Here is a 21,081-nt window from a genome sequence, read left to right on the forward strand (position 1 = left end):
TGTACGCTCCTTTTCGGCAAACACAATCTTCACAGGAATGGTAATGTTTAAGAAGGAAGATATTGTATGGGAGCATTCACCCTTAAAAGTGAACCTCCCATACTTTTTTAGGCAGCCTTTATCGCGGCGGATATGTTGCCAGACCAGGGCCCGCTGCACCGCCAAATGGATAAGCGTAATTAATTTCTTCGCTAAATGTGATGTAGTCCAAATAAACCATTAACAGTAAATAGCGCATACCTGTTTCTGGATCGCTTAAGATAATATGGTCCCGACCAGCGGCCTCGATTACTCCCTTGAATACTTGCTCCCTACCGCCACCGCCACTTTCACCACTTTCAAACGTCATATAAACAGTTACGGCTTTTCCTTTGTTCAGTCGTAATATGTTTTCAATATAGGATTGCTGTGGTGGCAGCATCCCGGTTTCGCCTGGTGTGCCAGTTGTTCCGGTTGTACCACCTTGTTCACCCGCTGCGCCTGTTGGGAACTGTGGGAATTGCTGCTGCGCTTGCGGAAATTGCTGGTCTGATTGCGGGAATTGTTGTGTTGTTTGTGGAAATTGCTGGCCACCCTGCGGCTCAGCTCGTGAAAATTGTTGTTGTGGATATAGCGCTCGATAGTCGTATACTGGATAATAGGATTGGTATGGGTAGTAGTAAGGATACATTGGGTTGGTATAATCTTGCTGTTCACTCATAAAGAAAACCTCCACCTAATAATTTAAACTACACTATAGAGTTAATACAAAGGGTATCGTTTCGACTCACATTCCATTGACTATTCAATTATCGATGGGACAGCACGTTTTAGGTCACAATGAAAAAAACTGACATGCATGGAAAATAGTCAAACGCACACCCCCATTTCTGTATATCCTTATGCTAGGCTCTTTAATGATGTGTATGAAATTTTTATATCAGGTATGACAAAACAACTAAGTAATCGTTATGCTGGAGGTATAAAAGAGAGACGTAACTCTAAATGACAAAAAGGCTTCCTGAAAAGTGGCAGGAAGCCTTTTAATAAACAGTTTACACGTGTAAAAATGCTGGTATATTTTCTTTTGGCAGGTGGTTGCCGACGAAGAATTCACCAAATTCGCCGAAACGGGCACTGACCTCATCAAAGCGCATTTCATAAACAATTTTCTTCAGCTGGATAGGATCATGGGCAAATAATGTAACGCCCCACTCCCAGTCATCAAAGCCAAACGATCCAGTAATGATTTGTTTCACCTTGCCACTGTATTTGCGGCCGGTTTTACTATGTTCATATAGCAGTTTTGCCCGGATATCCTTTTCTGTCGCATACCAATTGTCTTCCCCTTGCCGGCGCTTGTCCATTGGGTAGAAACACATATGCTCCCACTTTGGCAAAATTGGTTTGAGCCGTTCCTGGATTTTTGGATAAGTTTCTAATGCTGGCCCTTCTTTTGGCGCGGAATACTTGGAAATTTCAACGACAGATACATAGGAATAAGACGGCCTTAGATATTCAGCGAACTTTGATTTATTAAATTCTGTTTCCAATTCGTTCAACTCTTCCATGGTTGGACGGAGAAACATAAACATGAGATCCGCCTTTTGACCAATCACTGTGTAAAGTACATGACTGCCATTTTTAGCTTCTTCAACTGCCTCCCATTTAGCTAGTAATTGTTCGAATTCATGAATGGCAGCTTCTCGTTCCTCACTTGATGCCATCTTCCAGGAAGTCCAGTCGATACTTCTAAGATCATGCAAGGAATACCAACCGTCCGCTGTTTCAACTGCTTCGACCATTATATATCGCTCCTTTACATATCATCCATTTTCATTGCTCATGTTTTTACTATAACACAATTGGGGAATGATAATCATGGAGTACGGTTTCGAAATCAACTGCTATATCAACATTTTCAACAGATTTGTGAAAAACCCGGTTAATCGTAGTGGATTTCTTTTCATATTATCCTGAATCCATTATGATGTTGGTTGGACAGATGATAGCAATCACGAAAGAATTTTATTTGAGAGGAAGGGTTCGATGTGAGTAACCTTTTTGAAACAATTGAAAGCACCATTATTAATCAGGATAAACATATAGTCTTTCCAGAGGGGCAGGATGAACGAATATTGGAAGCTGCTGGTAAATTGGGAGCAGCAGGAATTTTAACCCCTGTGCTACTTGGAAATAAGACGAATATCAAGCATAAAGCGGAGGAAATTGGGGTCGATGTATCCGCAAGCAAAATTGTCGATCCGGCGGAATTTCCGGAATTTGAATTAATGGTTGAAACGTTTGTTGAACGGCGTAAAGGAAAAGCGACTGCAGAGGAAGCTCGTGAGTTGTTGCAGAATGAAAATTATTTTGGCACTATGCTTGTTTACATGAATCAAGCAGACGGGCTGGTAAGTGGGGCAGCACACGCAACAGCGAAGACAGTCCGGCCGGCGTTACAGATTATTAAAACAAAAGAAGGAATCAAGAAAACGTCGGGCGTATTCATTATGGTGCGCGGTGAAGAAAAATATGTATTTGCTGATTGTGCGATCAATATTGCTCCAGACAGTCAGGATTTAGCTGAAATTGCCGTGGAGAGTGGCGAAACTGCCAAATTATTTGATGTGGATCCACGGGTAGCTATGCTTAGTTTTTCTACCAAGGGTTCAGCCAAATCAGATGAGACGAATAAGGTCGTAGAAGCAGTCAAACTGGCAAAGGAAAAGAATCCTGACCTGGTGATTGATGGGGAATTCCAATTTGATGCAGCCTTTGTCCCAAGTGTAGCAAAGAAAAAAGCACCAGATTCAGTTCTGGAAGGTAAGGCAAATGTATTTATCTTCCCAAGTCTTGAGGCAGGCAATATCGGGTATAAAATTGCTCAACGCCTCGGTGGATTTCAAGCCGTTGGTCCGATTTTACAAGGATTAAATCAACCAGTGAATGACTTATCCCGCGGCTGCAATGCCGATGACGTGTATCACCTTGCGCTTATCACTGCCGCTCAATCGTAATCAGCCCGTGTTCCGGGGCGGCTTAATCGGATAGTACAGGGTATCACGCAAATTGGTAGGGAAAATATGGAATCGTAGAGTATTAGTTAAAGCGGGTGCGCAATCGACCAAAAGCACGCGGATATCAACTGGGTTACATGTAATATCGACCAGTGTGCAGTGGATATCAACCATATGCTGCAGGGCATCGACCCAATAACGCGTGATATCGACCAAACGATCCCAAATATCGACCTGCACACTGGAATCATCAACCCAAACGTGCGTGATATCAACCGCTTGCAGGTATCCCGCAGGCGTAAGAGCCACCATTCCTATAGAAGGTCTGGTGGCTCGAATTATTTCATCCTTAAAATGAATTCATTTCGTTTTTCCATTTGCCGGAGCCGTGTATAAAATGTTGCCAGCTCATCCTCTGAGAAATCCGTGCAAATGATTTCCTCACTTAATGTTTTTAAGGCGGCAAAAACTCGTTGTTTCATATCGGCTACGGTTATTTGCTCATGAAGCAGTTCAGACAGGGAGGCCATCGTTTCGGGATTCACCTCGGGATAGGCAAACGTTGCTTCTTCCCCCTGCAAGCTAACCGCATAAAAGTCGCGAATTAATGCGGCACGGTGATGGCTGTCTCCGTTTACATCCAAATAAATTTGAATAGCCGCGCCATCTTTGATTCGACGCTGGGAAATGCCGGCAAATTTGCGACCACCAATACTTAAGTCATAATCACCGGGGCAATAGGAGCCAACAATTTCGTAAGCTTCAATTGCGTCCGTCTTATCCCGCAGCATGAATTGAACAAAGCTGACCATCGCCTCATAACAGTCGTAAATTGATATATGTTTTACCCCGGGTAAGACGAGTGAGATATTTAACACGCCTGCATCAAGGGCAACGGCAAGCCCGCCTGAATTACGGACAATTACCTGATATCCCTGCTCCTGAAGCATCGTAATTCCCTGTTCAATAAAGGGGAGGCGGGCATCAGGAATACCAAGCACGATTGTTTCCGGATGTACCCATAATCGGAGGGTCGGTGGTGAGTTCCCCTCGCTGACTGATGTTGCCAGGGCATCATCAATGGCAAACGAGGCCATGGCCGAAATGGGTATCTGTTCGATATATGCTTGTTCTGATTGATCCACATAGCGAAATGTTGTATGTCGTATAATATCTTGCCAATTTTTCATATTTTACTCCTTGCAGTGCTTTGGAAACTGCATCATTGTCATGTTTTCCTCAATATGAGCAATGCGCCGGCAACAATGAATTTGCCAAAGCCTCTTTTTAACTTCGGGTTTCTATTATATAATATAACAAAACTATCGAAAAGAAACGGGTTGTGTAATGAAATGTATAAAGAAGAACAGTTGGATGAGGAAAAAGTATTTAAAGATCCTGTGCATCGATATGTTCATGTGAATGATCGGGTCATTTGGGATTTAATCGCAACACCGGAATTTCAACGTTTGCGGCGAATTAAACAACTGGGGACGAGCAACCTGACTTTTCATGGTGCTGAACATAGTCGTTTTAACCATTCATTGGGCGTGTATGAGATTGTCCGCCGAATCATATTCAACTTCCAGAATCAACCGCAATGGAACAATAATGAACGTTTGTTGTGCCTTTGTGCCGCATTATTGCATGATTTGGGACATGGTCCTTTTTCCCATTCCTTTGAAAAAGTCTTTAAACTCGATCATGAAGATTTTACCCAGAAAATTATCCTTGGTAATACGCAAATACATACGATTTTAGAACGGGTGGAACAGGGTTTTTCCCAAAAGGTTGCGGACGTGATTGCGAAAACATATGAAGATAAGCTGGTTGTCAGTCTTATCTCCAGTCAAATTGATGCCGACCGGATGGATTATTTGCAGCGGGATGCTTATTTTACTGGGGTCAGTTATGGCCATTTTGATATGGAGCGAATTCTGAGAGTGATGCGCCCGCTTGACGATCAGGTTGTTATTAAGTCGAGTGGGATGCATGCGGTGGAGGACTACATCATGAGCCGTTATCAAATGTATTGGCAGGTATACTTTCACCCGGTAACCCGCAGTGCTGAAGTGATTCTATCAAAGATTTTGCATCGGGCGAAGTATTTGTTTGATAATAACTATCAATTTAAGCTAAAGCCGACGCATTTTATTTCTTTTTTTAACGAAAAACCCGATCTTGATGAATACTTGAAACTGGATGAAGCAATTGTATTCTATTATTTCCAGCTTTGGCAGGAGGAAGACGATGCGATTCTACGTGACCTGTGCGAACGGTTTATGAATCGGCGGCTGTTTAAGTATGTGGAATTCAATCCAAACCTGCAAATGAAAGAATGGATGGAGCTGTACCGAATGTTTCAGGAAGCTGGAATCGATCCGGAATATTATCTGGTGGTTGACTCATCGTCAGACTTGCCATACGATTTTTACCGGCCTGGTGAGGAGGAAGAGCGTCTGCCGATTTTCTTGCTGATGCCAAATCATGAACTTCGCGAGCTTTCCCGCGAATCGGATATTGTTGAGTCCATTTCCGGGAAGAAACGTACCGATCATAAGCTATATTTTCCAGCTGATGTACTTCCGGAAATGGATGATGATAAAAGAAAACGGATACTAGAACTTTTGTATCATGAGGGAGCGAATCAACATGTTAACTGATCATGCCAAATTAATGCACTTCTTTTCTATTGCAAAAGAGGTACCAGGCCGCAAAAAGTTGCAGAAAATGATTTATATTTTACAAAAAAACCATGTACCGTTTGCAGAAAAGTTTCAGTTTCATTTTTATGGACCGTATTCAGAGGAACTGTCTCTGAGAGTAGAAGAGCTGACAAACTTGGGATTTGTTTCAGAAGAGAAAGAGGAAAAAAGTAATTATTATCAATACAATTATCAAATCACAAAGGATGGTCAGGAATTCCTGCGTCAGTTTTCCCTGGACATGCCTGATTTTGCTGATAAGGTAGCAGAATTGAAAACAAAAAGTTCCCGGTTTTTGGAACTTGTCGCAACGATGCTTTATTTTGATGATTTACCGAGAAAACAAGTGGTAGAGAAGGTCTACATGGTTAAACCCAAACAAAATTATTCGGAACAGGAAATTAAAGAAGCTTGGGTTTTGATCGATTCATTGAAAGAAAATCCGCCTGCATAAGGGCGGATTTTCTTTAAGGTAAGCAAATATACAAATCATCCAGCTCTATTCTGCCCTTGTCAGGATAAAGCCCACTCATCTCTCCCCTGGTTTCTCCCAAGGCAACGTGCCGATTTTTCGATCCGACATATCGACCAAATTATCTTTTGTCACCTCAAAAACCTTACCTATCTGTTATGAATAAATGAAACATTTATAAACGATTATCGTAAACCTTGGTAGGGAGAAATCATACAAGACTTTTGCGGGATTAAAGGATGTGAAACGTGGACATGGATTCACTGATTGGTATCATTATTGGTGCATGTTTCGTATGGATTGGATACGTTGTCCGGTCTAAAAAAACATTTTTCTTTTTTGCTGGTTTTTGGGAACCAGTGAATAGAGAGAAGCTAGCACGCAGAATAGGGGTTCTATTCATTGTCACTGGTATTATCGCTATTATAACATCATTCTTAGTCATTTGGTTTAGCTCCATTGGTGCAGTATCTGGAATTCTGGTGTTTATATTAATCATTATGATTCTCATATCGATCATTTTGGACCAGGTGGGTTATTAAAAATTTGAAAGGGATAAGGGGGATAAACAATTGGTGGGTACTTTATCCATTGTATTTATGGTGATCAGCGGGGTTTTGGCAATTGGGGTACCAGTGTTTTGTGCAATTTATTTTATAAGAAAATACCGGATTTCCTGGAAGCCGATTCTGATCGGGCTGCTCGTTTTTATTGTGTTTTCGCAAATCCTGGAGAAATTACTGCATCAATATGTGTTCGGGGTTAATCCATACACACAGGAGTGGTTAACAAATCCCTACCTTTACGCTCTTTACGGCTGTTTGGCTGCGGGGATATTTGAGGAAGTGGGACGATACATTGGATTTCGTTACTTTTTGAAAAATTATCGAGACTGGAAAGATGGGATTGCTTATGGGATTGGACATGGTGGTGTTGAAGCGTTTTTCATCGGAGGATTGGCAAGTATTTCATTAATCATCAATGCCTATATGGTCAATTCAGGAACCTTAGATACACTCATCCAGACAAACAGCGGGAGTGTTGCTGAAGGCTTGCAGGCTGGAAAAGAACAATTGGTAAACACACCTGCTTATGTGTATTTATTTACTGGCTTGGAAAGAATATTCGCCTTTACGCATCACTTAGGGTTTTCATTATTGGTTCTCTATGGAGTGAAAAGCCAGAAAATGAAATATCTGCTATACGCGATTTTAGCTCATGCTGCGGTTGACTTTGTTGCAACTTTATATCAAAAAATCCATTTTAACATTTTCATAGTAGAGAGTTTCAACTGTATTGTTGCAATTTTGGCCGTTGTTTTCATAGTAAAATCAAGGTCCTTGTTTACAAACAGAGAGATTTAAACTTATAAAATTCTTCCTCAACTGTTTTTTCTAATTCATTGAAGCAAGGGAACCCTCACTGAATGAAGTTTCGCTTTACCTGTGCTACAATAGGTACCATCAGTATGAAGGAGGTTCAAAGAATGAGTTCAGAACAGTCTTCCAACAATAAGAAGAGTAATCCATTCACTATTATAAAAGATGATCCGCTTGATGGAGATAGGGGCTTTGGTGCAGGTTCAATTAGTCTGGAAAATGTTTCACCGGTGATTGTCGATCCAAATGAAGATCGGGCATTTGTCGATATGGGCGCCATGCATGGACGGAGCCAGGTAGAACGTCGCGTGAAATTTTTGCCGGATAAAGATGCCGTTCCGAATGGTAAATTGTACTGGATTGTTTGGGTTACAGTTGATAAAGGAGAAAACGGCCCATATTTTTCCGGTGTTTGTGGCAGTGAGATTAGGGTTGACCGTTCGATAAAGCGCGCCTATAAATCCATGCCTGAACATGTTACCCATATGGAAAAATCCTTAAAAGGAAAAATTATCCTTGATCATATGGACGAACATTCCAAACAGCTGTTACGCGACTTCCTTGTTGATTTCAATGGCGGTGACATGTGGAATAATTCCGCCGACGAATTGAAGCAGGCACTTCCGAAATCGTGAACAATTTGTGAATGAATCGTGAACAATTGCAGAATATGTTGTACTTTACAAGATAAATTTGTAAAATATGATATACATGGGCTTACACATGTATTACTAGGACAAAAAAACGGCTGATCCGATTAACGGGTCAGCCGTTTTTTAGGGACAAGGGGGACAGCCTCCTTGTCCCGTCAAAACAGCGATTCAAATAGTTTTTTTAATGTACCTTTTTTCTTGTCTTTCTGTTGTTTATGACCGTCACCGTTTTTTGCTTTATCATTTGGTAAGTGAAGGCTGCAATATTCAGTTGGTTCAGTGCCTTTTTTAAAGTACATGACACGACTATGATTACAATAGCGTGTGGCACGTTTACCTGTTTCCGGATCAATGGACACTTTGACAACACCCGATGGGACGGCAAATTTACGTGGTGGCATATCCTTGTGGGCGGCCTCCATAAATCCTGCCCAAACCTCTTTGGCATAAGCTGTTTCGGCAACCTTTTCCATTTGGCGATTGTCGTCATAGCCGGTCCAGATGCCTGTTACCAAATCAGGACTATAGCCAATCATCCAGCTGTCTGAGTCGGTGGATCCGGATTTGCCAGCATAAGGCCGGGATAGTTTATCAGCAACAGTAGAACCGGTGACTGACATATAACCATTTAATGAACGGTCAAACATTCCCGTCATCAGTTGGGTCAACACAAATGTCGTTTGCGGGTCGAGAATTTGTTCTCCACTGTTATGGTCCCGTTTATAAAGTACCTTGCCACTCGGATCCATGATTTTCTCCACGGTATAAGCTTCAATATCGTGACCACCATTTGCCAGGATGCCGTACCCTGTTACCATCTCTTTTACAGACACAGTAGCGGTTCCAAGGGCGAGCGATGGTACTTTGGGCAATTGACTGGTAATACCTAGTTTCCTTGCTGTATGGATTAGCTTATCGACACCTAAAAATAGATTCGTTTTTACAGCATAAATGTTATCGGATAATGCCAGGGCCTGAGCTAGTGTAATTGGCTTATTGGCATAATAGCCATCAAAGTTGTTTGGTGTGTATTTTCCGCCACTTTCCAATTTGAAAACGGTTGGCTTGCTCATCAGCATGGTCGTTGGTGTGTACCCGTTTTGTAGTGCAGCATAGTATAAAAATGGCTTAAAGGCTGAGCCGGGCATGCGTTTTGCCTGAATCGCACGGTTGAACGAGCTGTCCTCGTAATCCTTGCCGCCGATGAGTGCCCGCATTGCACCATTATGGGGATCCATGGCGATCGCTCCAACCTGAATATCGCTACTATCCTGGAAGACTGTGTTCGTTTGTTTTTCCAACTTTGTTTGTTTATCCGTATCTAATGTCGTATAGATTTGATAACCGCCGGAACGCACTTTTTCCTTATCAAGTTCCAACAGGTTTGCTGCTTCATGTAAAACGGTGTCCTGAAAATAGGGAGCCTTGTCCGCCTTCTGTTGATCAACCGGTTTGGTAAAGGCAAGTTCGGTATGGATTGCCTGTTCATAATCCTGGGCACTGATGATATGGCGATTACGCAACAAACCCAATATCCACTTTTGCCTCTTTTTGGCATTTGCCAGATTATTGTAAGGCGAGTAATAGGTTGGCCCCTTGGGAATACCCGCGAGCATTGCCGCTTCAGCAAGGGATAATTCATTGGCCGATTTATTAAAGTAATATTTACTGGCATCTTCCACACCATATGCACCGTGTCCGTAGTAAATTGTGTTTAAATACCCTTCCAGAATCTTATCCTTTGAATAGAACATTTCCAGGCGAATCGTATAAAATGCTTCTTGCAGTTTCCGCGTCCAAGTTTTTTCAAAAGACAAATACAAGTTTCGGGCATACTGCTGGGTAAGTGTACTCGCACCCTGTTTTAATGACATCGTTTTCAAATCTGTCCAGACAGCACCCATGATTCGTGGAATATCAAACCCGTGATGATTGTAAAAGTGGCGATCTTCAGCAAGAAGCGTTGCCTGGATTAATTGGTCGGATATGTCGCTTAAATCCACCCAATCCTCACCACGGTTACCACGCTCTTCGCCAATCACTTTTCCATCCTGACTATAGTAAACCGTGTTTTGTTGAGGCACGAGATCAGGTGGACCAAGCAGATAGCTCGCCAAATAAACACCTGATAGAAGGACCAGGACAGATAAAAAAACTCCCAATATAAGTTTTATGTAAATACGTTTTTTAAACCATTTCATCTGATTAACTCCAATTTCGTTGTTTGAGCGGTTTGTTGGTTGAGTCGAGCAGATATCCCGCTTGGACAAGCAAGAGTACGGCTAATCTTGAGCAGTTGCGGCCTAATTACGAGCGGCCATATGCCAAACATGAGCGGTTATCCGGATTTTTTGAACGTGTACATTATACCCATTATAGGAAAAGATAAATGGAAATAAACACAGGTCACAAGTACGCAAACTATTCGGAATTGCGTAGGTGCCTGGTACGCAAATAGTTCTGAATAGTTTAGTTTAACCGGATCTTTGGTATAGAAACAATTAATATTGAAATTGATCCCCTTTTATCGCTATAATTAGTAGATATCCGACTGAATTGGCAGGAGCGATTAGTATGAAACAGGAACAAAGCCAGGTTGCAATTGAACTTCATATGTGGATTGAAGATAACGGGCAAGTAGAGGAAACGACAACGAAAGCAACCGGCTATTTATATAACCGAAATAAAATGGATGTTTTAACGTATCATGAGCAACTGGAAAACAGCGGGGATACGATTAAGAACTTATTGACAATCCAACGGGAAAAGGTGAGCATTAAACGCTCGGGTGCGGTTGCTATGCACCAGCAATTTAGCCCGGGTGAAACTTCCGAGACGCTGTTTCAACATATGCATGGGGCGATCCATATGGAAACTTATACCGAGGAAATTGTCTATCAACCACCAAGACGAACGAAACCAGGCGAATTATCGGTAGCCTATCAGGTGAAACTGAATGGACAGGATGCCCGAAGACACCAATTAACACTGACGATACAAAAAGCAGTTTAACGACGAAATATACGAAAAAATCTTAATGAAGCGAAATGAGGAGGCTTCCCAATGAACATACTAGCGCAAACCGAAGAAACATTGAAGCAGGAAATGATTAAGGCGGTAGTCCAGGCAAATTTGGCAACGGAACAAGAGCTGCCGGAAATAACGCTGGAAAAACCAAAAGATAAAGCACACGGTGATTTTGCATCCAATATTGCCATGCAGCTGGCTCGCATTGCCAAAAAAGCACCACGGCAAATTGCGGAAGACATTGTCGCAAACCTCGATCAAACCAAGGCGGCCATCGAAAAGGTCGAAATTGCCGGACCGGGATTTATTAACTTTTTTACCAAAGATGACCTGTTTAGTGAGATCGTGCCTGCTATTTTGCAAGCAGGGGATGCATACGGCAGAAGCAATGCCGGCCAAGGGGAAAAGGTTCAGGTTGAATTCGTTTCTGTTAACCCGACTGGTGACTTGCATCTTGGTCATGCACGCGGGGCAGCGTTTGGCGATGTGCTTTGCAATGTACTGGATACTGCGGGCTATCAAGTAGAACGAGAATACTATATGAACGATGCCGGTAACCAGATTGATAACCTGGCTTTGTCCGTGGAAGCACGTTATTTACAGGCACTAGGCATGGATGCAGAAATGCCCGCAGATGGCTATCACGGCCCTGATATTATTAGGATCGGTGAAGAACTGGCCAAAAAAGATGGCGATAAATGGGCGAATGCGGATAAGGAAAAACGTTTATCATTTTTTAAAGAATATGGGCTGGAATATGAAATGAACAAGATAAAAAAGGACTTAGCCGATTTTCGCGTTCATTTCGACAACTGGTTCTCGGAACGGTCGCTATATAAGGAAAATAAAATTGCCGATGCACTGGAAACGTTGAAACAGGGAGACTATATTTATGAACAAGATGGTGCGACCTGGTTCCGCTCGACAGCATTTGGCGATGACAAAGATCGTGTGTTAATTAAGAAAGATGGCAGTTATACGTATTTAACCCCGGACATTGCTTACCATCAAAATAAATTGGAACGCGGTTTTGATAAAATCATAAACGTCTGGGGTGCGGATCATCATGGATATATTCCGCGCATGCGAGCGGCTATCCGGGCACTTGGCTATGAAAAGGAAAAATTTGCGGTGAAAATTATCCAAATGGTCAACCTGTTTGAAAACGGGGAGAAAATTCGGATGAGTAAACGGACCGGAAACGCAGTAGCATTGCGGGAATTGATGGATGAGGTTGGTATTGATGCGGTACGTTATTTCTTCGTGATGCGTTCCAATGACTCACAGCTTGATTTTGACTTGAATTTGGCGCGTTCTGAGTCAAATGATAACCCTGTTTATTATGTGCAATACGCCCATGCTCGAATTTGTACCATGCTCAAACAGGCAGAAGAAAAAGGATTGGTTACAAAACAATATGATACGGGACTATTAACAGCGGAAAAGGAAATCGATCTGCTGAAAAAATTGGGGGATTTCCCACAGGTAATAGCCGACGCGGCCATGAAAGAAACGCCGCATAAGGTAACCCAATACATTTTTGAGTTGGCCTCTTTATTGCATAGCTTCTACAATGCTGAAAAAGTACTGGACACCGAAAATCCGGAACGTTCCAAAGCACGCGTTGCTCTTATGCAAGCCGTTCGCATTACTATCGCTAACGGTTTGAACCTAATCGGAGTCACCGCACCGGAAAAAATGTAGAGACAGCGTGGCAGTTAGTTTGGCCAAGGACAGAGGGTTGAATTCCTCTGTCTTATTTTTTGCGGGGAGGAAAAAAGGGGGGGCTAATCGCCGATAAAAGTGCAGAAACCGCTGATAAATCAGAGCAACTGCTACCCAGCCATTGCCAAAACCGCCCAATCTGCTATGAAAAATGATGGGATAGGAGAACCGCCCATTTCCCATCCGTTCATAATTCTCACATAAATTTTAAAAATGTATTGACTGAATGGTCATTCACATTTAAAGTAGGAGTAGAACCTTTTTATTATCTTTTAAATGCAATCGCTGTCATTTTAAAGGATAATTCAGAATAATGTATAGCTGGAGCTGGGGGAATTGTAGCTTACCATGGCTATGCTCTGTGTATTGGTTTTTGGCATCCATTTATTTATATATTTCTTACTACATAAAAAGGGGGAGCTCGGATTATGAACACGCTACTGCTGCTTAATGCGATTCTATTTACAGCCATTGTTATTTACGGTGTGTACTTGTTTGGCAGAGTCGTAGCAACACGGATAGCATATATCAAATTGGGGAAGAAGTCGGAATTTGATGGGGAAATCAAAGAACGGCTGCGAAGAATTGGCAAAATTGTTTTCGGACAATCCAAGCTGCTAAAGGATAAAAAGTCCGGGGTCATGCATGTCATGATGTTTTACGGATTTATCCTGGTTCAATTTGGTGCCATTGATATGTTCGTAAAAGGATTGGCACCTGGTAAACACTTGCCGTTTGGGGTGTTTTATCCCGGATTTACCTTTTTCCAGGAGCTCGTTACGTTAATGATCCTGGTTGCCGTTGCTATTGGTTTTCACCGGCGCTATGTAGAAAAGATTGTCCGATTAAAACGGGGCTTTAAAGCGGGACTTGTGTTGATTTTTATCGGAACATTAATGCTCTCGGTTTTAGTTGGTAATGGAATGGCGCAAATTTGGCATGGAACCGAAGCAACATGGACAGAGCCTGTTGCCAGTTTAATTGGAATGGCCTTTGGCTGGATGTCGCCAACTGCTGCATTAGTTGTATTTTATATCGCCTGGTGGGTGCATGCGATTACAATTTTAACTTTCTTAGTGTATGTACCACAATCGAAGCATGCGCACCTGATTGCCGCACCAATTAATGTATTTTTGAGCAAACGGGTTACAGGGAAGCTAAATAAAATAGATTTTGATCTCGATGAAGATGCTGCCGAAGATGAAGCGGACATTTCCTTTGGTGTTGGTAAAATTGAGGACTTTGAACAATTTCAAATGATTGATTTTTATGCCTGTGTAGAATGCGGACGTTGTACCGATGTTTGCCCGGCATCCGGGACCGGTAAAATGTTGTCACCGATGGATTTGATGATCAAAATGCGTGACCATTTAACAGAAAAAGGGGCGGCGGTGACCGGAAAAACACCATGGGTTCCAGCGTATGCGTTTTCCAATACGAAAGGGAATCAAATCGCTCGCCAGGAAGCGGCAGCAAGTATGGAGGATGTAAACCTGATTGGTGACGTAATTACTCAGGAAGAACTGTTTGCCTGTACAACTTGCCGGAATTGTGAGGATGCTTGTCCGGTGATGAACGAGCATGTCGATAAAATTATTGATCTGCGTCGTTACCTGGTGATGACAGAAGGAAAAATGGATCCGGATGCCCAGCGCGCAGTCATGAATATTGAACGTCAGGGTAACCCATGGGGATTATCGAAAAAAGACCGGATCAAATGGCGGGAACTGGATGAATCCGTTTATATCCCAACCGTTAAGGAATTGAAAAAAGAAGACAAATCATTTGAATATCTTTTCTGGGTAAGCTCGATGGGAGCATATGATAACCGCAGTCAAAAAATTGCGATTGCGTTTGCCAAATTGATGAATCAAGCAGGCATCAGCTTTGCGATTCTAGGGAATAAAGAAGCAAACTCTGGTGACACTGCCCGCCGGATTGGCAACGAATTCTTATTCCAGGAAATTGCCGAAAAAAATATCAAGGAGTTTGAGAAACATGGTGTGACCAAGATTGTGACCACTGATCCTCATGCATACAACATTTTCAAAAATGAATATCCGGACTTTGGTTTTGAAGCGGAGGTTTATCATCATACACAACTGCTGTTTGATTTGGTTATGAGTGGAAAGCTGGAACCAAAAGGGGAAATCAACGAACGGCTCACTTATCATGACTCTTGTTATCTTGGACGTTATAATGGCGTGTATGATCCGCCGAGAGAAATTCTCAAATCGATTCCGGGACTGGAACTGGTAGAAATGAAGCGTAATAGAGAGAACGCAATGTGTTGTGGAGCTGGTGGCGGATTAATGTGGAGTGAGGAAACAACCGGCAACAGAATCAATGTAGCTCGTACAGAACAGGCAATCGCCGTACAGCCAACCATGATATCCAGCGCCTGTCCATATTGCTTAACCATGCTTAGTGATGGTACGAAGGCAAAAGAAGTGGAAGACGATATTGGAACGATGGATGTTGCGGAAATACTGGCAATGTCTGTATTTACTGAGGAATATACGAAAACGGCTTAATGAATAGTTCATAACCATAGACTAACGTGATAAACTAATAGAGGGAGGTTGTTCTCCCTCTATATAGTACCTCTACAGTGAGCGAGCGTTCAATCAATTATAGAAAGCGTTAACAAAACTAGTAAACTTCGATAAACTCCGATAGAAAGGAATGGGTCATAATGAGAAAATCAGTTATTGTATCAGGAGCACGCACCCCCTTTGGTAAGTTTGGCGGCGTATTAACACCGTTTACAGCTGCCCAATTAGGAGGGAAGTCAATCAGTGCTGCATTGGATCGTGCAGGTTTACCGGGAACAGAGATCGATGAAGTGATAATGGGGACAGTGCTACAAGGTGGTCAAGGCCAAATCCCATCACGGCAGGCGGCTCGTGAAGCAGGGGTTCCATGGGATGTCAAAACAGAAACGATTAACAAAGTATGTGCCTCTGGATTGCGCAGTGTAACTCTGGCCGATCAGCTCATTCGCCTCGGTGATGAGGATACGATTGTTGCCGGGGGGATGGAGAGCATGAGCAATGCCCCTTATTATCTGCCTGATGCACGCTGGGGCAATCGGATGGGTGATAAAAAGGTAGTTGATATGATGGTTCATGATGGCCTGACATGTTCCTTTAGAGGCATTCATATGGGGAATTACGGCAATTCGACGGCAGAAAAATTCGGATTATCCAGAGAAGGGCAGGATGAATGGGCACTCCGCAGCCATCAGCGGGCGATTAAAGCAATCGAGGATGGCAAATTTGCTGAAGAAATTGTGCCATTGGAGGTGCCACAACGAAAGGGAGAATCAATTATTGTTGATACCGATGAAGCACCACGAAAGGATACCAGTCTGGATAAACTGGCGGCATTGTCTCCAGCGTTTGACCCGGATGGGACGGTGACAGCGGGGAATGCACCAGGCGTGAATGACGGGGCGTGTGCCTTTGTAGTAATGTCCGATGAAAAGGCAGCAAATTTGGGAAAAACACCAATGGCAACCATTCTTGGTCACGCCGAAGTAGCAGTTGAAGCGGAGAACTTCCCGGAAACTCCGGGACGTGTCATCAATAAATTACTGGAGAAGACGGGCTATTCCAAAGACGATATTGATTTGTACGAGATCAACGAAGCATTCGCTGTTGTTTCGCTGGCAAGTGGAAAAATAGCCGGGATTGACATGGAAAAAGTTAATGTAAATGGCGGGGCAGTTGCACTCGGCCATCCAATTGGTGCCAGCGGAGCCCGGATTATTTTAACCTTGATTCACGAATTGAAACGTCGCGGCGGCGGATTAGGAGTTGCGGCCATTTGCAGTGGCGGCGGGCAAGGCGATGCAATCCTGGTGGAGGTTTAATAGCGAAAAGCCGAAGTTCGACATATTTTCGCCGGAATTCGATACATTTTCGCCGAAGTTTGACAAAAATTCGCCGGAGTTCGGCATACTTTCGCCGCAGTTCACAAATAGGCAGGAATTCTTTCGTAGTAATAAAGAAAGGGGAAAAACGAATGGATATTACAAACGTCATGGTGATCGGGGCTGGGCAAATGGGGGCTGGGATTGCCCAGGTCTGTGCCCAGTCCGGATTTAACGTATATTTACATGATATGAGTGAGCAGGCATTGGATAAAGGATTAAGCACGATTGAAAAACTACTGACCAGGTCTGTCGACAAACAGCGGATCAGTGAAGCGGATAAAACAGAAACATTAAACCGGCTACACAAATCGGCGACACTAACTGATGCTGCTTCATGTGATTTGGTCATTGAAGCAGTTGTAGAAAATATGGATGTCAAAGCAAAAGTGTTTACGGAATTGGATCAAGTGACACCAGCCCACACGATTTTGGCGACGAATACATCATCACTGCCAATTACGGAAATTGCCGCTACAACAAACCGGCCTGACCAGGTGATCGGTATGCATTTTATGAATCCGGTTCCAGTTATGAAACTCGTGGAAATTATTCGTGGCCTGCAAACAAGTGATGCGACATACCGGCAAATTGCCAATATGGCTGAACAACTGGGGAAGACATCGGTGGAAGTAAGTGACCTTCCAGGGTTTGCAGCCAATCGTATTTTAATGCCAATGATAAATGAAGCAGTGTATGCCCTGCATGAAGGGGTAGCGTCTGTTGAAGATATTGATACCGTTATGAAACTTGGTATGAACCATCCGATGGGGCCGTTAACCTTGGCTGACTTTATTGGCCTGGATACTTGTCTATATATCATGGAGGTGCTTCATGAAGGGTTTGGTGATAGCAAATATCGTCCATGTCCATTGCTTCGGAAGTACGTCAATGCGGGCTGGTTAGGCAAAAAATCCGGTCGCGGCTTTTACCAATACAATTAAAACAACATGGCTTTACATACAAGGGGGAGCATGTATGAAAATGCACTTTTCTGAAGAACAGGAAATGATGCGTCAGATGGTTCGCGCCTTCGCACAGAAAGAAGTCGAAAGGGAAGTAGCCCGGATGGAGAAGGAGGACCGCTTTCCAAGAGAATTGGTGAAACGGATGGGAGAGCTTGGCCTGATGGGGATCCCGCTTCCGGAAAAATATGGTGGCAGTGGTATGGATTTTCCCGCTTACATTATCGCGATTCATGAGTTGTCAAAAGTAAGTGCAACACTTGGCGTTATCTTGTCGGTTCATACATCGGTTGGAACCAATCCAATCCGTTATTTTGGTAATGAAATGCAAAAAAACTACTACCTGCCTAAACTTGCAGCAGGTGAATATTTGGGTGCATTTGCTTTGACTGAACCCAGTTCCGGATCTGATGCGGCAAGTCTCAAGACAATGGCAAAAAAGGATGATGACCACTATATTTTAAACGGTTCCAAAATGTTTATTACCAATGGTGGCGAAGCAGATACATATATCACTTTTGCCAGAACAGGTGATGAACAAGGGAAAAAAGGGATTAGTGCATTTATTGTCGAAAAAGGTACACCAGGATTAATGATTGGTAAGCCGGAACGAAAAATGGGGCTGCATGGCTCAAACACGGTGGAGCTAACATTTGATCATTGTGCCGTGCCACAAGAACAATTGCTTGGCAAGGAAGGTGACGGTTTTAATATCGCTATGGCTAACCTGAATGTTGGCAGAATCGGGATTGCCGCACAGGCGTTGGGAATTGCTGATGCGGCACTTGAATTGGCGGTTTCCTATGCCAAAGAACGGGAACAATTTGGCCGCCCGATCGCCAGACAGCAAGGTGTTTCCTTTAAACTTGCCGACATGGCAACACAAGTGGAAGCGGCAAAACTATTAGTCTATCATGCTGCATCATTGGTCGAGCAAGATGTGCCTTGTGCCAAAGAAGTGTCCATGGCAAAAATGTATGCCTCCAAGACAGCCAGAAATACAGCAATTGAAGCGGTGCAGATTTATGGTGGGTACGGCTATACCGAGGATTATCCGGTTGAACGGCTGTTTCGGGATGCAAAAATCACCGAAATCTATGAAGGAACAAACGAAATTCAGCATATGGTCATTGCAAGAGAACTTTTACGCAAATAGCTGTCGAACGTGAAGGCTTACAATATGCAGGAGGGTAGAACGATGAACTTTCAATTAACAGAAGAACAAGAAATGCTCAGGAAAATGGTTCGCGATTTTGCAAAAAAGGACGTAGAACCAACTGCTGCTGAACGTGATGAGGAAGAACGATTTGACCGGGGGATTTTTGACAAGATGGCAGAACTTGGCTTGACCGGGATCCCGTGGCCAGAGGAATATGGCGGGATTGGTGCGGATTTTGTCAGCTATGTCATCGCGGTAGAAGAATTATCGCGAGTTTGTGCCTCTACAGGGGTAACGCTTTCCGCCCATCTATCACTTTGCAGCTGGCCGATTTACAAATATGGTAATGAGAAGCAAAAGCAGACATTTCTAACCCGGCTGGCAACTGGCGAATCGCTGGGCGCTTATGCCTTGTCCGAACCAGGTGCAGGCAGTGATGCGGCCTCGATGAAAACCGTTGCCAAAAGGGACGGAGACGATTATGTGCTAAACGGGAATAAGGTTTGGATTACCAATGGCGGAGTTGCTGATATTTATATCGTCTTTGCCAAAACCAATCCGGATGCCAAGCATAAGGGGGTCAGTGCCTTTATTGTGGAAAAAGGAACACCAGGCTTCACATTTGGCAAAAAGGAAAAGAAATTAGGCATTCGCTCATCGACTACAACGGAACTGATTTTTGAAAACTGCCGCATTCCTAAAGAAAACCTGCTTGGTGCAGAAGGTGAAGGGTTTAAAATTGCCATGTCCACACTTGATGGCGGACGTAATGGTATTGCTGCTCAAGCTGTTGGAATCGCACAAGGCGCACTTGATGCTGCGGTTGGCTATGCGAAGGAACGGGAGCAATTCGGTAAACCAATCGCCCGTAATCAAGGTATCTCATTTAAATTGGCGGATATGGCAACGGAGATAGAAGCCGCCCGTCTGTTAACCTATCAGGCTGCATGGCTGGAATCGCAGGGCCAACCGTATGGAAAAGCATCGGCTATGTCCAAATTGTTTGCCGGTGATACGGCCATGAACGTTACCGTAGAAGCTGTCCAAGTGTTTGGCGGCTATGGCTATACAAAAGATTACCCTGTTGAGCGATTTATGCGCGATGCAAAAATAACCCAAATCTATGAAGGAACCAACGAAGTACAACGCCTGGTCATTGGCAGAATGCTGACGAAATAACGGATTTCTTTGAATAGAGAAAAGGTTTTTAGAACACTGAGCGGCCCGAATACACGTAGACTCCTGTGGGAACAGTGGCCAGAGTGAGACCCCACAGCGAGGTACTTAAGGAAGGCCGACTAAAAACGGCCTTTGCGGCCAACGTCGGCATACCCCTTGCCGGGGCAAGGAGCACCCACGGAAAGCGAAGTGTATTTGGGCCGCGGGCAAGGGAGCCATCCAACGAAGGGAGGAGTTTTATGACCGATAAGCAAATTCTTTCCTCTGTAAAAGACCATGAATTGATCGAAAAACGGCGTAAGCAAATGATTCAAGGTGCAATTACACTGTTTAAAGAGAAAGGCTTTCACCGGACAACTACGAAGGAAATCGCCAAGGCATCCGGCTTTAGCATTGGGACGTTGTATGAATATATCCGGACAAAAGAAGATATTTTATTCCTTGTCGTCGATTCGATTCACCATCAGGTACGTCATCAGCTGGAGGCGATTATCGATTTGGCTTCCCCGTCAATAGAAAACTTTATTTCAATGATGCGTTCCTATTTTCGTTTGATGGATGATTTGCAGGAAGAGGTACTGATCCTGTATCAGGAGGTCAAATCGCTGAAAAAAGATTCCCGGGACTATGTTATTAAGAAGGAACGGGATATGGTAACTATTCTTGAACGTGCACTAACTGCATGTTTGCCCCAGGCTATATCTAAACAGGATGCCGAACTGCTGGCAAACAATATTTTTGTGCAGGGACAGATGTGGGGATTTAGACGATGGATCCTGCAAAAGCAATTTACCCTTGAGGAATATACGAACGGTCAAATTGAATATTTGTTAAGGAGCCTGCGTGTGGAAAACGAAACAAAACAATTAACAGGAGGCGCATAA

General features: G+C 43.4%; 18 protein-coding genes. 14 read left to right on the forward strand and 4 right to left on the reverse strand.

The window, feature by feature from the left end; translation table 11 throughout:
* Positions 1–118 precede the first annotated feature (118 nt).
* Positions 119–700, reverse strand: a complete 582-nt coding sequence (gene gerQ, locus ABRT01_RS09265; RefSeq protein ID WP_269410576.1) for a spore coat protein GerQ — start codon at positions 698–700, stop codon at positions 119–121.
* A gap of 334 nt (positions 701–1,034) precedes the next feature.
* Complete coding sequence (gene hemQ, locus ABRT01_RS09270) at positions 1,035–1,784, reverse strand: hydrogen peroxide-dependent heme synthase (protein WP_269410575.1); 750 nt, start codon at positions 1,782–1,784, stop codon at positions 1,035–1,037.
* A gap of 246 nt (positions 1,785–2,030) precedes the next feature.
* Between hemQ and pta the strand changes: the two genes are divergently transcribed.
* Positions 2,031–2,999, forward strand: a complete 969-nt coding sequence (pta, locus tag ABRT01_RS09275; protein WP_367746874.1) for a phosphate acetyltransferase — start codon at positions 2,031–2,033, stop codon at positions 2,997–2,999.
* Positions 3,000–3,337: 338 nt separating this feature from the next.
* Here pta and ABRT01_RS09280 read toward each other — a convergent pair whose 3' ends face one another.
* Positions 3,338–4,189, reverse strand: a complete 852-nt coding sequence (locus ABRT01_RS09280; protein WP_269410573.1) for a lipoate--protein ligase family protein — start codon at positions 4,187–4,189, stop codon at positions 3,338–3,340.
* Between the two features lie 162 nt (positions 4,190–4,351).
* Between ABRT01_RS09280 and ABRT01_RS09285 the strand changes: the two genes are divergently transcribed.
* The 5 genes from ABRT01_RS09285 (at position 4,352) to ABRT01_RS09305 (ending at position 8,190) form a co-directional block, all read left to right on the forward strand.
* Positions 4,352–5,662: an HD domain-containing protein gene (locus tag ABRT01_RS09285; protein ID WP_269410572.1), complete on the forward strand. Its 1,311-nt coding sequence runs from the start codon at positions 4,352–4,354 to the stop codon at positions 5,660–5,662.
* A complete protein-coding gene (locus ABRT01_RS09290; protein ID WP_269410571.1) occupies positions 5,652–6,158 on the forward strand; it encodes a YwgA family protein in 507 nt (168 codons plus the stop codon). The genes ABRT01_RS09285 and ABRT01_RS09290 overlap by 11 nt, the downstream gene beginning before the upstream one ends.
* 272 nt (positions 6,159–6,430) lie before the next feature.
* The gene (locus tag ABRT01_RS09295; protein ID WP_367746896.1) at positions 6,431–6,718 is read left to right on the forward strand and encodes a DUF3784 domain-containing protein; all 288 of its coding nucleotides are present in this window, start codon (positions 6,431–6,433) and stop codon (positions 6,716–6,718) included.
* Between the two features lie 33 nt (positions 6,719–6,751).
* A complete protein-coding gene (locus tag ABRT01_RS09300; RefSeq protein ID WP_269412635.1) occupies positions 6,752–7,540 on the forward strand; it encodes a YhfC family intramembrane metalloprotease in 789 nt (262 codons plus the stop codon).
* A 122-nt stretch (positions 7,541–7,662) separates the two neighbouring features.
* Positions 7,663–8,190, forward strand: a complete 528-nt coding sequence (locus tag ABRT01_RS09305) for a YwhD family protein (protein ID WP_269410569.1) — start codon at positions 7,663–7,665, stop codon at positions 8,188–8,190.
* Between the two features lie 173 nt (positions 8,191–8,363).
* On the opposite strand, the gene ABRT01_RS09310 is transcribed toward ABRT01_RS09305, so the two are convergent.
* Positions 8,364–10,409: a transglycosylase domain-containing protein gene (locus ABRT01_RS09310; protein ID WP_269410568.1), complete on the reverse strand. Its 2,046-nt coding sequence runs from the start codon at positions 10,407–10,409 to the stop codon at positions 8,364–8,366.
* Between the two features lie 373 nt (positions 10,410–10,782).
* On the opposite strand from ABRT01_RS09310, the gene ABRT01_RS09315 reads away from it, so the two are divergent.
* The 8 genes from ABRT01_RS09315 to ABRT01_RS09350 all read left to right on the forward strand — a co-directional run bounded on the left by ABRT01_RS09315 (position 10,783) and on the right by ABRT01_RS09350 (position 21,081).
* A complete protein-coding gene (locus ABRT01_RS09315; RefSeq protein WP_269410567.1) occupies positions 10,783–11,220 on the forward strand; it encodes a YwiB family protein in 438 nt (145 codons plus the stop codon).
* A gap of 51 nt (positions 11,221–11,271) precedes the next feature.
* On the forward strand, positions 11,272–12,939 hold the full coding sequence (gene argS, locus ABRT01_RS09320) for an arginine--tRNA ligase (RefSeq protein WP_269410566.1): 1,668 nt from the start codon (positions 11,272–11,274) through the stop codon (positions 12,937–12,939).
* 449 nt (positions 12,940–13,388) lie between these two features.
* On the forward strand, positions 13,389–15,494 hold the full coding sequence (locus ABRT01_RS09325; RefSeq protein WP_269410565.1) for a (Fe-S)-binding protein: 2,106 nt from the start codon (positions 13,389–13,391) through the stop codon (positions 15,492–15,494).
* Between the two features lie 161 nt (positions 15,495–15,655).
* A complete protein-coding gene (locus tag ABRT01_RS09330; RefSeq protein WP_269410564.1) occupies positions 15,656–16,834 on the forward strand; it encodes an acetyl-CoA C-acetyltransferase in 1,179 nt (392 codons plus the stop codon).
* Between the two features lie 152 nt (positions 16,835–16,986).
* Positions 16,987–17,838 (forward strand): 3-hydroxybutyryl-CoA dehydrogenase, encoded by an 852-nt coding sequence (locus ABRT01_RS09335; protein WP_269410563.1) that lies wholly within the window; start codon positions 16,987–16,989, stop codon positions 17,836–17,838.
* 34 nt (positions 17,839–17,872) lie between these two features.
* Entirely contained in the window at positions 17,873–19,015 is a 1,143-nt protein-coding gene (locus ABRT01_RS09340) for an acyl-CoA dehydrogenase (RefSeq protein WP_367746875.1), read from the forward strand.
* A 42-nt stretch (positions 19,016–19,057) separates the two neighbouring features.
* Positions 19,058–20,197, forward strand: coding sequence for an acyl-CoA dehydrogenase (locus tag ABRT01_RS09345; RefSeq protein WP_269410561.1), 1,140 nt, complete (start codon positions 19,058–19,060; stop codon positions 20,195–20,197).
* Positions 20,198–20,436: 239 nt separating this feature from the next.
* Positions 20,437–21,081 (forward strand): TetR/AcrR family transcriptional regulator, encoded by a 645-nt coding sequence (locus ABRT01_RS09350; RefSeq protein ID WP_367746877.1) that lies wholly within the window; start codon positions 20,437–20,439, stop codon positions 21,079–21,081.

Source organism: Lentibacillus sp. L22 (assembly GCF_040812445.1).
Taxonomy (GTDB): domain Bacteria; phylum Bacillota; class Bacilli; order Bacillales; family Amphibacillaceae; genus Lentibacillus_C; species Lentibacillus_C daqui.